The following is a 14,861-nucleotide window of genomic DNA, read 5'->3' on the forward strand; positions in this document are numbered from 1 at the left end:
CGGCGGTTTTTTCGGGCATCTGCCAGTAACCGGCAAAAACGTTCGGCCCGCGAGCTTCCAGCACGCCGATCTCGTCCGTACCCAGAACATTGCCGTCTTCATCACATACACGGATATCCACATCGGGCAATGCCGGACCGACCGTATGAACGATCCGTTCGCCATCCAGCGGGTTGGATGTCGCCATGCCCATTTCTGTCATGCCGTAACGTTCCAGCAACGCCTTGCCGGTGCGCTCCTTGAAGGCGGTGAATGTCTCGGGCAGAAGCGGCGCGGACCCGGAAATGAACAGCCGCATGTTTGATGTAACATCGGCGGTAAAGTCTTCGCCTGACAACAGACGGACGTAGAAGGTTGGAACCCCCATCATCACGGTACTGCGCGGCAAAAGGGACATTACCTGATCGCGATCAAACTTCGGCAAGAAGAACATTTTTGATCCCGACAGCATCACACAGTGACACGCGATGAAAAGGCCATGGGTATGGAAGATTGGCAAGGCATGCAGCAGCGTATCGTCCCCGTTAAAGCCCCACAGCTTTTCGAGCGTTGCCGCGTTGGACCACAGGTTCATCTGGGTCATCATCGCCCCCTTGGGCTTGCCTGTTGTGCCCGAGGTATAAAGAATGGCCGCCAGTGCGTCATCATCACAGGCAACCGGGGCGAAGTCCGATGATTGCGATGCCGCCCCATCCATCAAGCTGCCCTCGGATTCCATGCCCAAAGTCAGAACATGCGCGACGCCCTGCTCGTTCGCGATGGCCTTGACCTCATCCTCACGATGGGGCTGGCACACGAAGATCACCGGCGATGCGTTATCCATGAAATAGGCAAGCTCACCCGCCTGATAAGCGGTATTCAGCGGCAGATACACAAGACCCCCACGAATGCAGCCAAGATAAAGAAACAGTGCTTCGGGGGATTTATCGACCTGGACAGCAACCCTGTCGCCCTTTTTCGCACCAAGCGACGTCAGAAGACCGGCAATCTGGGCAGATGCTGTTTCTGCATCACCATAGCTATAGGTTTTGCCACCGGGCGTCTCGATCAGCACCGAAGACAGGTCTGATGGAAACCGGTCACGGATACGCATGAAAAGGCTGTTGGTCACTATACTGCTTCCCCAAGAAATCGTTCTGACCGGCAGGTCTCCCTGCCGGTCATTCGTGCGGGCAGCATAGTGCAATCAACCATTATAGGTAAACAAGTACCTTTTTACCGCAATGATCAATTTTATCGGTTTTTCGCAACGCCCTTGTGTTTACGCCCTAGTCCATCGCGACCGACGGAAACTCACCGTCGATATAAGGGAACGCTTCGCCAACCGTTACCTGCACCTCGGGATGGAACCCGTTGAAATGTGTGGCAAGCGCATTGCTATAGGCGCCGATATGACCAAACTCGATCCAGTCACCTTCGCGAATGTCGGCAGGTAAGGTCACAGTTGCCGGCAAGACATCCATATTGTCGCAGGTCGGCCCATAGATCGTGAAGTCGAGCGTTTCATGCGGATCAAAATCGCCATCAATGCGCATCGGGCGCACCGGATAACGCAATTGCCCGGTTACTGTCTCCGAAAGGCTGCCATAAACACCATCATTGATGAACAGGGTATCTTCCTTGCGCAGATGCACCTGCGTGATCAGGGAAATACCACTGGAAACCAACGCCCTGCCCGGTTCGCACATATAAGTCGTGTCGGGCATATCTAGCCAGCGGATGCAATCCTTGATCTCGTCCATGAACTCGTCAAGGCTAGCCCCGCGCTGGTTCATATACTGACCGGGGAAACCGCCCCCAACGTCAATATGCTTGACCTTAACCCCCGAGAAATCGACGACCTGACGGATAAGTTCGACCGCGATTCGGTAACCGGTTGGCGTGGTGCACTGCGACCCGACATGGAAACACAGACCAGCGTGATAGCCGTATTCGTCGACTTTCTTCAGAAGCTCGGCTGCCACCATCGGACGCGCACCAAACTTGGCGGAAAGGTTATAGGTCGCACCAGCTGGCGGGGTCGCAAGACGCACATGGATAACCAGGTTCGTATCGCCCTCGGTCTCCTCGCGGATTTTCTCAAGTTCTTCGATGGTATCAATCACATAGTGATCAATCCCGAACACCCGATAGGCATTACGAATTGCATCACGGCTTTTGACCGGGTGCATGAAATAGGCCTTCATTCCCGGGAATTGGCGGCGCACGATGGAAATCTCTTCTGGCGATGCGGTGTCGAAATGGCGCACCCCGCCTTCATGAAGATATCGCATGACCTCCGGATGCGGGTTGCACTTCACCGCATAAAGGACGTCTCCCGGGAACATTTCGACAAAGCGCTGCGCTGTTTCTCGAAGAATATTGGGTCTTAGGCAATACACCGGATAGGAAGGTTTGAGTTCCTTAACAACATCGAACGTCGTATCGAAATGACGTGGCACAATATACTCCATCGTTTGCGAATATCAGGCGCCCAGACACGTACCGCCGCCGGGCTGGCCTTTTAGCCTGCCAAGGGTAACAGCCCTTTTGCCCCCTGTCATGCGACTTGCATATGCTCTGCACCGATTAGGGTGCTAATTGCGCTTGATATTGGGTCGTCCTGTCGATAATTTGGTAAACCAATACCAAATAACCAATATTGTGCGCCCCACGCGGTTTCCCGCACTCGCACATCAACCTACAGGGAGCCTGAAATGCCCATCGATCCGATCCTTGATCCAACCGTTCTGGCCAAGGAACTGTCTGGCTATCACCTGATCAACGGAAAACTTGTCGCCCCGAAAAACGGCAAGAGCTTTGATGTTCTCAACCCTGCAACGGGCAAGGTCATCGGTCAGGCCGCAGATGGTGACGCCGATGATGTCGCAGCCGCCGTCGCAGCAGCCAAAGCCGCCCAGAAGGATTGGGCAGAACGCCCTGCACGTGAACGCGGCAAGTTGCTGGCCGAATGTGGTCGCATTCTGATGTCCCACTCCGAAGAACTCGGACGTCTGGTTGCCCTGGAATCGGGCAAGGCCCTTCGTACCGAAAGCCGCGTGGAGGCATCTGTTCTGGCCGACATGTTTGTTTTCTTCGGTGGCTTGGCATCCGAACTCAAGGGCGAAACGGTTCCGTTCAACCCGAACATGATGACCCTGACCACCCGCGAAGCCGTGGGCGTCGTCGGTGCGATCATTCCGTGGAACGTGCCCATGATGCTGATGGCCATCAAGGTGGCCCCGGCACTGGTTGCTGGTAACGCGGTCGTCGTCAAATCCGCTGAAGACACCCCGCTTGCTGTTCTGCGCGTTTGTCAGATCATGCAGGAAGTTCTTCCAGCTGGTGTGTTCAACATCCTTTCGGGCTTTGGCCCGTCTTGCGGTGGCCCGCTGGTCGAACACAAGGACGTCAAAAAGGTTTCATTCACCGGATCGGTTGAGACCGGCCGCACGGTGTATCGCGCCGCAGCCGAAAAACTCATTCCGGTCACACTCGAACTCGGTGGCAAGTCGCCGATGATCGTCATGGGTGATGCCGACCTTGATAAGGCGATTGCCGGTGCGATTGGTGGCATGCGCTTCACCCGTCAGGGTCAAAGCTGCACGGCGGCTTCGCGCATGCTGGTGCATGAAAGCCTGCATGACGAATTCGTCAAACGCCTGATTGACAAGGTCAACAGCCTTAAAATGGGCGACCCGCTGGATGAGGAAACCGACATCGGCACGATCATCAACCGCAAACAGTTCGACAAGGTCTGCGGTTATATCGAAACCGGTGAAAAAGAAGGCGCAACCAAAAATGAACTAAGCGCCCTTCCCACTGACAGCGCCCTTTCCGATGGCCTGTTCGTCCGCCCGGTGATCTTTACCGATGTTGATCCAAACGCACGCGTTGCCCGGGAAGAAATTTTTGGTCCGGTCGCCTGTGTCTTCAAGTTCAAAACCTTTGAAGAGGCCCTTGAACTTGCCAATGACAGTGATTTTGGTCTGGCCGCGACCGTCTGGACAACGGATCTTAAAACTGCACTTGTCGCAACCAAACGCCTTGAAGCGGGCTTTGTGCAGGTCAACCAGAACCTCGTGGTGCAACCGAACCTGTCCTATGGCGGCATTAAACTTTCCGGACTTGGCAAGGAAGCATCGCTTGAAAGCATGCTTGAACACTTCACCTACAAGAAGACCGTGATTCTGAACATGGAATAAAGCGCCAACTGGCTGAACACAAAGAACATCAGGGAACCGGGTTGCATGTCACGCAACCCGGTTTTTCTTTTCGCGTACTTGACCTTCCGCGTGCAATCCGCAAAGGTGCGTTTCTCAAACACATCCAAACCCGGAAAGTACATGGCTATGTCTGCAGCTACTGACATCCTCGAATCACACTCCCGCCCGACGCTTCGTGCCGGTGTGATCGCCATGATTATTGGGATTTCCGACCTGCGAATGTGATCCCTGTCATCTGCGGATGACAGGTCCGGTTGATTACCGTTTTTCACCCAACACATGATATTATTGCCACCATACCAGACAGGTGGTGGCCGCAGGAGCATGGAAATTATGACTGTTTCCTATCACGACATTGTTCGCGCATCGGGCTTGCTCGAAGACATCGTCGCGAAAACACCACTGGTAAAATCATTAACGCTTTCAAATATTTGCCAGGCCGAAGTTTATCTTAAACTTGAAAACCAGCAATATACCGCGTCCTTCAAGGAACGTGGCGCATATGTCAAATTGGCAAGCCTGACACCAGAAGAACGCGACAAGGGTGTTATCGCCGTCTCGGCGGGCAACCACGCGCAGGGCGTTGCCTATAACGCCAAGCGTCTTGGCATTCCCGCCACAATCGTAATGCCCAAAAACACCCCCTACACCAAGGTCCACCATACGCGTTCGCACGGTGCCGAAGTCGTTCTGACAGGCAACGTCTTTGCCGAAAGCCTTGAGGCCGCCGGTCGCATCCAGCAGGAACGCGGCCTGACCTTTGTTCACCCCTTTGATGACCCACATATTATCGCAGGCCAGGGCACCGTCGGGCTCGAAATTCTCAATGAAAATACAGACATCGACACCATTGTCGTGCCGATTGGCGGTGGCGGTCTGGCATCCGGTGTTGTCACCGCGATCAAGTCACGACGCCCCGATATCGAAGTCGTGGGGGTTGAGACCAAGCTTTACCCGTCAATGTATGAAGGCATGCACGGCAAAGAATTCACGGGCGGTGGCGTCACCATCGCCGAAGGCATCGCTGTCAAACAGCCCGGCGGCCTGACGCTTGAAATCTGCAAGGAAAAGCTTGATGACGTCGTTCTGGTCGAAGAAAGCTCGATCGAACGATCCATCCAGATGATGATCGAGATCGAGAAAAGCGTTGTCGAAGGTGCCGGTGCAGCCCCGCTCGCAGCCCTGCTGGATCACCCGGATCGCTTCAAGGGCAAGAAAGTCTGTCTGATTGTCAGTGGCGGTAATATCGACACCCGCTTGCTTGCGCAGGTTCTGATGCGTGGAATGGCGCGTGAAGGGCGTCTTGTGCGTGTCCGGATCGAAATTCCGGACGTCCCGGGCGCACTGTCCACCATCAGCGCATTGATCGGCGAAGAAGAGGCAAACATCATTGAAGTCTATCATCAGCGCCATTTCTATGATGTGCCCGCCAAGCAAACCGACGTCGATATGGTGCTTGAAGTCCGCGATACCCGCCATGGTCAGGACGTGATCGACCGCCTCATCAAGGAAGGCTTTGGCGGGCGGTTGCTCGGTAACACCTCGCTCGATTAATCGAGGAAAAGAAAAAGGGCCGCTGGTATGTCACCGCGGCCCTTTTTACTTGTGTGCTTCAACGTAGAATTAATCGCCCAAGGCGCGATAACGGCCGCCATAATAAAGCAATGGTGCCCCCGTTTCGCCCATCACCAATTCGCGCACATGGCCAACGATGATGCTGTGATCGCCGCCTTCATGCAGTGCGTGGCGCTCACAGGTAAAAGCAGCAACACTACCGGTCAGGCGCGGCATACCAAGGCTGTCATCCTCATAGGCGACCTTTTCCCAGCCATCCTGACCGGGTGCAGAAAACAGCTCGGAAACCTGTTTCTGGTCCTGGCTCAGGATGTTGATGCAGAAACGTGTCGCATCCCCGGTGAACAGCGCATGCGTTGCTGCACGATGATCAACCGAAAACAAGACCAAAGCTGGCTCAAGCGATACCGAGGCAAAGCTGTTGATGGTGATTCCCGCTTTTGCGCCGTCGGCGGTACGGGTCGTAACAACGGCCACACCAGTTGTGAACTGGCCAAGGCAGTCGCGAAAATCACGCGGAGAGAAAGACATATTTAAGAATGCTCTTATATACAAATTCGGATGGTGTACGCACCCATCTGCAGGGCTTGGGGAAAATGGCGTCTAATCACCGCGCTGTCAAACCTAACTCGCTGCTAATTTAAACGCGATGTTAACAAGATTAAAACTTAATAAGAGCATATAGATACCAGAAACGTGATCTGCACGGGCGCAGACACCATATATTTCAATGAGCTTTGGGTAACGGTTCAGGTGTCTTGCTTGGGGTAGCGGAGTAGAAAACAGAATGTTCTTGATAATCGGTTATATCGTGGTAATCGGCTCTGTCCTCGGTGGTTATCTACCGCACGGGGAATTTGGCATTCTTGTCCAGCCGCTTGAAGTCCTGATCATTTTCGGGGCCGCCTTCGGTGCTTATTTGACGGCCAACCCGTTGGGTATTGTCAAAAGATCTTTCACCTACACGCTGCGTGCCATGAAAGGCCCCAAGAAAAAGGCCGCTTATCAGGAGCTCCTGATTTGCCTGTATGCGGTTTTTCGCTTGGCAAAGTCCAAAGGTGACCTTGCGCTTGAAAGCCACGTCGAGAATCCGGAAAGCTCAAACCTTTTTTCCAATTTCCCGATGCTGATGAAAGACCATCACGCGTTGGAATTCATGTGTGATTATCTCCGTCTGCTCACCCTTGGCACAACCAATGCCTATGAACTTGAAGCAGTCATGGATCAGGAACTGGAGGCCCATCACGAGGAAGAGCACGCTGTTGCTGCCGCAGTTCAGACAGCTGGCGATGGCCTTCCTGCACTCGGTATTGTGGCCGCGGTTCTTGGCGTGATTGTCACCATGAGTTCGGTTACTGAACCGCCAGAAATCCTTGGTGGGCTGATTGCAGCCGCCCTTGTTGGTACTTTCCTTGGTATTCTCGGCGCATATGGCTTTGTGGGTCCGACAGCATCGATCATCAAAAACACTGTTGAAACCGACGCCAAGTACTACAACTGCATCAAGGCGGCACTGATTGGTCATATGCAGGGCTACGCACCGCAAGTTTCTGTCGAATTTGCGCGCAAAACCCTGCCACACGACCTCCGTCCGAACTTCAAGGAACTTGACGAAGCCTTGCAAGACGCACCGTCCGTCTGATTTCAGTGAACGCCAAGGCCTAGGGAACCCATGACGCATGCCTGATATCGTCATCAAGAAAGTAAAGAAAGGTGGCCACGGCCACCATGGCGGCGCCTGGAAGGTCGCCTATGCTGACTTCGTGACGGCAATGATGGCGTTTTTCCTGTTGCTTTGGCTGCTTTCAAGCGCGACGGAAGAACAGCTGCAGGGCGTGTCGATGTATTTCACGCCGGAAACAATCTCTCAAAATGAATCCGGCTCTGGCGGTTTGCTGGGCGGGACCAGCCTTGCCGAAGAAGGCGCTCTGCGTTCTGAATTCGGAGCACCTACCGTCAGCATGGATATCCCACCGGTTCAAACGCCCGAAGAACGCGAAGCCATTCGGGTCGCGCAGATGGAAGAACAGGAATTCAACGAGGCCCAGGAAGAACTCCTTAAGGCGATTGAAGCTAACGAAGAACTTCAGGGACTTGAAAAGAACATTCGCATCGAAAACACCGATGAAGGTTTGCGCATCCAGATCCTTGACGAAGATGGCACTGCCATGTTCCCGAGCGGCAGTGCCGCCATGGCTGAACATACGCGCCTTTTGCTGCAACAGGTCGCAGGCGTGATCGAAAACATGCCTCAGGATGTCTCAATCGAAGGCCATACCGATGCTGTGCCGTTCAATCGCACAGATGGGTATTCCAACTGGGAACTGTCGGCAGACCGCGCGCTGGCAACACGGCGGGCACTTGAAGGTTTGGGTCTTGATACAGCTCGGTTTGCCAAGGTAGCCGGCCTGTCTGACACCGATCCGCTATTGCCCGAAGCACCGGAAAATGAAAGCAACCGCCGTATCAGCATTACTTTGCTGCGCGGGACTGGTGAACGTACAGCCACGGAAGGCGAAGCAACAGACAATCAGTCTGCACCGGCCAGCGCACCCCCCGCAGCCCCGGCCGATCAACCGGCACAAGGCGAAACAAAGCGTCGCCCGACATTCTCGGTTCCTGCACAGCAGTGATTTCGGACAACGCTTCAGAATTCAGTGCCCTTTTGAACGTCAGGCCTTTAAACTGTCATAAACAGCACCTAATCTCATAGAGTAGCTTTCTTTGATATGACCGGAACTGATCGGACGAAATGACAGTTAACCAGCGGCGCCTGACACAGCATTATTTCATGACCGCACCGATGCCGTGCCCCTACCTGCCCGGCCGCTTCGAACGCAAGCTGGTTACCGAACTGCGTGGCCCGGAAGCCAACAATGTCCATGATCTGCTGTCGCGCTCAGGTTTTCGCCGCAGTCATTCCATTGCGTATCTTCCGGCCTGTAGTGATTGCAACGCGTGTGTGCCGGTACGGGTATGCTGTGACGGGTTTAAGCTCGGCCGATCATTTCGCCGCATAAACAATAGAAATAGCGATCTTGTCCGCACGGTGATGCCACCGACCGCAACACAAGAGCAATATCAGCTCTTTAGCACCTATCAGGATGCCCGCCACGGTAATGGCGACATGGCGCGGATGGATGCACGTGATTACCGCGCAATGATCGAAGACAGTACTGTAGACAGCTCGATTTTTGAGTATCGCCGCAAGGATGACAGCCTGATTGCCGTCGCTTTGGTCGACACGTTGGCCGACGGCTTGTCGGCGGTTTACAGCTTTTTCGATCCGGCAGAAGACCGTCGCGGACTGGGCACCTACATCATTCTTGATCTGATCAATGAAGCCAAAATGCTATCGCTTCCGCATATCTACCTTGGCTACTGGATCGAAGAGTGTCGCAAGATGTCCTATAAAATGCGCTTCCAGCCGCTTGAAGGTTTCCAGGACGGTCAGTGGGTCTCAATGGCAGATAAAGACGCGGACAGCCAGTCCGATCAATAACGCCATTGCCCTCTACAATCTGGACACCCCTCCTTATTAGACTAAAGTCCTACGCAACCACTCGATCCCCGGTTGCCTACCCTTGCAGACGCATATAAGCTGCGGTTCATAGCCGATTGAACGGCTTTTACTGATAAATCATGAGCTTGCATCTTTGGGAGGTTGTAACCAATGAAACGTCGTCAATTTCTTTCCGGCGCTGCTGTAGCAGGTGCGACTGCTGCTGCCGCGTCAACTTTCGCCAAACCGGCAATTGCCCAGGACGTCCGTGAGTGGCGCCTTGTCACCACCTGGCCGAAAAACTTCCCGGGCCTTGGCACCGGTGCGAACCTTCTTGCCGAATACATCACCAAGGCATCCGAAGGTCGTCTGAAAGTGACCGTTTTCGGCGCTGGTGAAATTGTTCCGGCATTCGAAGCCATCGACGCTGTCGGCAGCGGGACTGTCGAAATGGGTCACGGCGCGCCGTACTACTGGAAGGGCAAGGTTGATGCGACCCAGTATATCGCAGCAATGCCGTTCGGCCTGAACGCACAGGAACAGAATGCATGGTTCCAGTGGGGTGGCGGTCAGGAACTGGCCGACAAGGTCTATGCAGAACTGAACTGTAAGTTCTTCCCGTCGGGCAACACCGGCACCCAGATGGGCGGCTGGTTCAACAAGGAAATGAACACCATTGACGACTATAAAGGTCTGAAAATGCGTATTCCGGGCCTTGGTGGCGAAGTTGTCAAAGCCGCTGGCGCCAACGTTGTGAACCTTCCGGGTGGTGAAATTCCGCCGGCACTGCAGTCGGGCGCAATTGACGCGACCGAATGGGTTGGCCCGTACAACGATCTGGCGTTCGGCCTGTATAAATCGGCGAAATACTACTACTACCCGGGTTGGCACGAGCCGGCGACTGTTCTTGACAACTTCATCAATCTGGATGCATGGAATGCACTTCCGGATGATCTCAAGGCAATCGTCGAGCAGGCAAACCGCGCGGTGAACCAGATGGTTCTGTCTGAATTCACCGCCCGTAACGTTCAGGCGCTTGATACCCTGCGTAACAAGCACGGCGTTGATGTTCGTCCGTTTTCTGACGACATTCTCACCAACCTGGGCAAACTGTCCGGTGAAGTCCTGCGTGACCTCGTTGCTTCGAACCCGCTGTCACAGGAAGTGTTCGAAAGCCTCATCGCATTCCGTACCCAGTCGATCGCATGGTCGAAATTCTCGGAATCGGCATTCGCACAGGCACGTATCCTGCCGTTCAAATACTAAGTTCTCCGATACCGGAAAACGACAAAGGGCTGGCATCTGCCAGCCCTTTTTATTTGCCCTGCCCTGACACGCCACAAGGTCGTCAGACATAAAAAAGGCACCCGTCCGGGTGCCTTTTTCTTCGAAAGTATGTGTGCGTTCGGCTTAGAACAGAATGCTTGGCAGCCAGGTCGCCAGCCACGGGAAGGCTGCAACAAGACACAGGCCCAGCATCTGAATGACCACGAACGGAATGATACCGCGATAGATATCAAGCGTCTTGATCGCCGCCGGGGCGACACCGCGCAGATAGAACAGCGCGAAGCCAAATGGCGGCGTCAGGAAGCTGGTCTGCAGGTTGATCGCAATCATCACACCCAGCCAAACCGGATCGATATCAAGCTTCAGCAGGATCGGGCCGACAATCGGGATTACGACAAACACGATCTCGATGAAATCAAGGAAGAAGCCCATGAAGAACATAAGCAACATCACGACCAGCATCGCACTGAAGACACCACCCGGAAGGTTGTGCAGCAATTCCTCGACCAGATGATCACCACCCAGACCACGGAACACCAGCGAGAACACCGATGCACCAAGCAGGATGACAAACACCATCGCACTGACTTGAACGGTCTGGCGCACAACATGGCGCATCACAGCCATATCAAGACGCTTATAGAACGCAGCCAGAATGGTCGCACCTACGGAACCAAAGGCCGCTGATTCTGTCGGGGTCGCAATACCGGTCAGGATCGAGCCAAGAACCGCAACAATCAGCAAAGCCGGCGGCAGCAAGGCGCGCAGAACTTCGCCCCAAAGACCTTCGGGACGTTTGCCTTCAACGAGTGCCGGGGCGGATTCAGGATCGATCAATGATTTGATGATGATCCAGCCGATATAAAGCCCGACAAGCATCAGGCCCGGAATGAATGCACCCGCAAACAGATCCATCACCGAAATCGGTTCCGGTGCCCAGTTGCCCAGCGAACGCTGCGCTTCGGCATAAGCCCCCTGCAGGATATCCCCCAGCAGAACCAGAACGATGGATGGCGGAATGATCTGACCAAGGGTACCCGATGCACAGATCACACCGGTCGAAAGTTTCGGATCATATCCGGCTTTCTGCATCGCTGGCAGACTGAGCAAGCCCATGGTGACAACCGTCGCACCAACGATACCGGTCGATGCCGCCAGCAACATGCCAACAATAACAACCGAGATACCAAGGCCGCCGCGCATGGTGCCAAACAGCATGCCCATGGTGGTCAGGAGCTTCTCGGCGATCCGAGCACGTTCGAGCATCACCCCCATGAACACAAACAGCGGGATCGCAACGTAAAGCTCGTTGGTCATCACACCGAAATAGCGTGACGGCAAAGAGCCAAGAAGCGGCATATCAAACACGCCCATCGAATTACCGATAAGCGCAAAAGCAAGACCGGTGCCCGCAAGCGAGAAGGCAACCGGAAAACCAAGAAGAAGCACGCCGCACGCAACGGCGAACATTACCAGGCTAAGAATTTCCCCCGACATCAGACGCCCTCGTGCTCTTCTTCTTGAATTTCAAACTCTTTGTGACCCGCCAGTACCAGAATGCTGCGTGCCGCAAGCGACAACCCCTGAAGCAGCATCAGGACACAAAAGATCAGGATCACTGATTTATACAGGAACAATCCCGGAAGCCCGCCCGTTTCGTGTGAGCCTTCCAGGCGATGCCAGCTCGTGGCAACATAAGGGTAACTGTACATCAACATCATGATGATGACCGGTGCCAGAAGGAAAAGGGATCCAAAAAGATCAACCCATGCCTTGTAGCGTGCCGAAGCCGGACGATAGAACACGTCAACACGGACATGACCACCATGCAGTAGCGTATAGCCGGCGCCTACCATGAACATGATGCCATACAGCCACATGTAGCTTTCCTGCATCGACACCCAGCCAATCGAGAAGCCGTAACGCAATGTGGCCACCAAGAACGTGATCACGACCATCGGGATCACCAGCCAGGCCACTCCGCGTCCGATCCAGTCATTAAGACTGTCGATCACGCGGACGAAATTTCCGAGAAATCTCACTTTTCACTCCCAAGCCCTTTTTGAATCTCACAGGAAAATTGCGGGCATCCTGCTTAACAGGTTGGGAAGTTACATATTAACCATCCAAAACGCTATATCTTTTGCACCGAATTGCGGCCATTTCTGCCGGGAAATGTAACAAATGTTCGGTACTGCATCATTTTTCGCCACCCGCGCAAAGAAAAAGCCGGATGGCGTCACACCATCCGGCTTTCTTAAACGTCTTTCATCGGCCGTTATTCGAACTTGTTGGACCGCGGGAAGCCGTTTGGCGGCAAGCGCCCTGCCCCTGCACGTTTGCCGATCCATTCAGTGAGTTCGGTCACAGTTCGCGTACGCCCTTCACTGCCACCCATGGTCCAGCTCAGACCGTCTTCAAGGTTAAACAGCATCAAGTCCGATAGGCCACCCTGGCGATATTTCTGCAGGATTACACCACGCCCACGGGTCATTTCCGGGATTTCCGAAACCGGATAAATCAGAAGCTTTCGGTTATCGCCCAGAACAGCCACGTGATCGCATTCGACCGGCTCGAAAATCTTGGCGACCTCACCAGTGCCAAGGTTAAGGACCTGTTTGCCGTTCTTGGTCTGCGCAACCACCTCTTTCTCGGCCACCTGGAAGCCGCGTCCGCCGGAACTTGCCACCAGCAGATTACGTCCGTCCTTGTGAACGACCATCGAAACGATGTCATGCTCCTGCGGCAGATCAATCGAAAGACGGATTGGCTCACCATGTCCGCGACCGCCCGGCAGCTTGTCACACGACATGGTATAACAACGCCCGGCTGTCGACAGGATCAAAAGCTTGTCCGTGGTAAAGGCCTTCAATGCAAAGCGATGCTCGTCACCATCCTTGAATTTAAGGTCGCTGACATCTGCAACATGACCCTTCAACGCACGCACCCAGCCCATTTTCGAACAGATCACCGTAATCGGTTCACGTTCAATCAGGGCTTCAAGTGGCACTTCAATTTCTTCTGGCGCATCGCCAATTTCGGTGCGGCGCTTGCCAATGGCTGTTTTCTTGCCAAAGTTTTCGCGCATGACCTCAATCTCGTCACGGATCTTTTCCCAACGCATGCTCTCGCTGGCAAGGAGCGCTTCAAGCCCTTGTTTTTCCTCGGTCAGCTTGGCGTGCTCGTTTTTGATTTCCATCTCTTCAAGCTTGCGCAAAGACCGCAGACGCATGTTAAGGATTGCATCGGCCTGCACTTCGGTCAGATCGAAGGCCTTCATCAATGCGTTTTTCGGCTCATCCTCATAACGGATGATACGGATCACTTCATCCAGGTTGAGATAGGCAACAAGATAGCCTTCCAACACTTCAAGACGATGATTGATCTTGGCCAGCCGATGGTTGGAACGACGGATCAGGACTTCCTGACGGTGTGCAAGGAACGCACGCAAAACTTCACGCAGGTTCATGACCCGCGGGGTGTTATCCGCATCCAGAACGTTCATGTTCAGACCAAACCGGATTTCCAGTTCGGTATTTTTGAACAGCATTTCCATCAGGTGTTCCGGCTCGACCGCGCGGGTACGCGGTTCCAGAACCAGGCGGATCTCATCGGTCGATTCATCGCGGACATCGTTCAGAAGCGGCAATTTCTTAGCCACCATCAGATCGGCGATGCGTTCAACCAGCTTGGCTTTTTGTACCTGATAGGGAATTTCGGTGATCACGACCTGATACAGACCGTGGCTCAGTTTTTCGACTTCCCATTTGGCCCGCAGACGGAAGGATCCGCGGCCCGTGGCATAGGCTTCCAGAATATTTTCGCGTGGCTCTACCAGAACACCACCGGTCGGGAAATCCGGGCCCGGCACACAACGGGCAAGCTGTGCAATGGATGTTTCCGGGTCATCAATCAGCTTGATCAGACCCGCACACAATTCGCCAACGTTATGGGGCGGAATATTGGTCGCCATACCCACGGCAATACCGGCCGCACCATTGGCCAAAAGGTTCGGAAAGGCCGCCGGCATGACAACCGGTTCCTGCTCCTCGCCATCATAGGTCGGTCGGAAATCAACCGCGTCCTCGTCAAGGCCATCCATCAGGGCGGCTGCAATTGCGGTCATGCGCGCTTCGGTGTAACGCATTGCGGCCGCATTATCACCATCAATGTTACCGAAGTTGCCCTGACCGTCGACCAGCGGGTAACGCACCGCGAAATCCTGCGCCAAACGAACAAGCGCGTCATAAACCGACTGATCACCATGCGGGTGATATTTACCGATCACGTCA

13 protein-coding genes are annotated in these 14,861 nt (G+C 54.2%); 7 read left to right on the forward strand and 6 right to left on the reverse strand.

Features of this window, described 5'->3' with window-relative positions:
• Together B2R48_RS16665 and B2R48_RS16670 are read right to left on the reverse strand one after the other, a co-directional pair.
• The coding region (locus B2R48_RS16665; RefSeq protein ID WP_297002712.1) for an AMP-binding protein at nucleotides 1-1,111 on the reverse strand (1,111 nt) is incomplete at its 3' end.
• A gap of 157 nt (nucleotides 1,112-1,268) precedes the next feature.
• Complete coding sequence (locus tag B2R48_RS16670) at nucleotides 1,269-2,453, reverse strand: type III PLP-dependent enzyme (protein WP_249741934.1); 1,185 nt, start codon at nucleotides 2,451-2,453, stop codon at nucleotides 1,269-1,271.
• Between the two features lie 243 nt (nucleotides 2,454-2,696).
• Here B2R48_RS16670 and B2R48_RS16675 point away from each other — a divergent pair, with 243 nt between their 5' ends.
• The 3 genes from B2R48_RS16675 (at nucleotide 2,697) to B2R48_RS16685 (ending at nucleotide 5,759) form a co-directional block, all read left to right on the forward strand.
• Entirely contained in the window at nucleotides 2,697-4,184 is a 1,488-nt protein-coding gene (locus B2R48_RS16675) for an aldehyde dehydrogenase family protein (protein WP_213473244.1), read from the forward strand.
• 45 nt (nucleotides 4,185-4,229) lie between these two features.
• Nucleotides 4,230-4,430, forward strand: coding sequence for a hypothetical protein (locus B2R48_RS16680; RefSeq protein ID WP_297002717.1), 201 nt, complete (start codon nucleotides 4,230-4,232; stop codon nucleotides 4,428-4,430).
• A 108-nt stretch (nucleotides 4,431-4,538) separates the two neighbouring features.
• The gene (locus B2R48_RS16685; RefSeq protein WP_213473246.1) at nucleotides 4,539-5,759 is read left to right on the forward strand and encodes a threonine ammonia-lyase; all 1,221 of its coding nucleotides are present in this window, start codon (nucleotides 4,539-4,541) and stop codon (nucleotides 5,757-5,759) included.
• Between the two features lie 69 nt (nucleotides 5,760-5,828).
• Here B2R48_RS16685 and B2R48_RS16690 read toward each other — a convergent pair whose 3' ends face one another.
• Nucleotides 5,829-6,311 (reverse strand): flavin reductase family protein, encoded by a 483-nt coding sequence (locus B2R48_RS16690; RefSeq protein WP_062954819.1) that lies wholly within the window; start codon nucleotides 6,309-6,311, stop codon nucleotides 5,829-5,831.
• Nucleotides 6,312-6,567: 256 nt separating this feature from the next.
• On the opposite strand from B2R48_RS16690, the gene motA reads away from it, so the two are divergent.
• From motA to B2R48_RS16710, 4 genes are all read left to right on the forward strand, one after another.
• On the forward strand, nucleotides 6,568-7,422 hold the full coding sequence (gene motA / locus B2R48_RS16695) for a flagellar motor stator protein MotA (protein WP_062954818.1): 855 nt from the start codon (nucleotides 6,568-6,570) through the stop codon (nucleotides 7,420-7,422).
• 37 nt (nucleotides 7,423-7,459) lie between these two features.
• Nucleotides 7,460-8,413: a flagellar motor protein MotB gene (locus B2R48_RS16700; protein WP_297002725.1), complete on the forward strand. Its 954-nt coding sequence runs from the start codon at nucleotides 7,460-7,462 to the stop codon at nucleotides 8,411-8,413.
• 119 nt (nucleotides 8,414-8,532) lie between these two features.
• Nucleotides 8,533-9,282: an arginyltransferase gene (locus B2R48_RS16705; RefSeq protein WP_297002727.1), complete on the forward strand. Its 750-nt coding sequence runs from the start codon at nucleotides 8,533-8,535 to the stop codon at nucleotides 9,280-9,282.
• Between the two features lie 171 nt (nucleotides 9,283-9,453).
• The gene (locus B2R48_RS16710; protein WP_213473252.1) at nucleotides 9,454-10,548 is read left to right on the forward strand and encodes a TRAP transporter substrate-binding protein; all 1,095 of its coding nucleotides are present in this window, start codon (nucleotides 9,454-9,456) and stop codon (nucleotides 10,546-10,548) included.
• 144 nt (nucleotides 10,549-10,692) lie between these two features.
• Here the strand turns inward: B2R48_RS16710 and B2R48_RS16715 are convergent, their stop codons facing one another.
• The 3 genes from B2R48_RS16715 to parC form a co-directional block, all read right to left on the reverse strand.
• Nucleotides 10,693-12,066, reverse strand: a complete 1,374-nt coding sequence (locus tag B2R48_RS16715) for a TRAP transporter large permease (RefSeq protein ID WP_062954806.1) — start codon at nucleotides 12,064-12,066, stop codon at nucleotides 10,693-10,695.
• Nucleotides 12,066-12,611 (reverse strand): TRAP transporter small permease subunit, encoded by a 546-nt coding sequence (locus B2R48_RS16720; RefSeq protein WP_062954803.1) that lies wholly within the window; start codon nucleotides 12,609-12,611, stop codon nucleotides 12,066-12,068. The genes B2R48_RS16715 and B2R48_RS16720 overlap by 1 nt, the downstream gene beginning before the upstream one ends.
• 236 nt (nucleotides 12,612-12,847) lie before the next feature.
• Nucleotides 12,848-14,861, reverse strand: a 2,014-nt coding sequence (gene parC, locus B2R48_RS16725) for a DNA topoisomerase IV subunit A (protein ID WP_297002733.1), incomplete at its 5' end; no start/stop codon positions are given.

The sequence above is a fragment of the Thalassospira sp. UBA848 genome (genome assembly GCF_002295455.1).
Lineage (GTDB): Bacteria > Pseudomonadota > Alphaproteobacteria > Rhodospirillales > Thalassospiraceae > Thalassospira.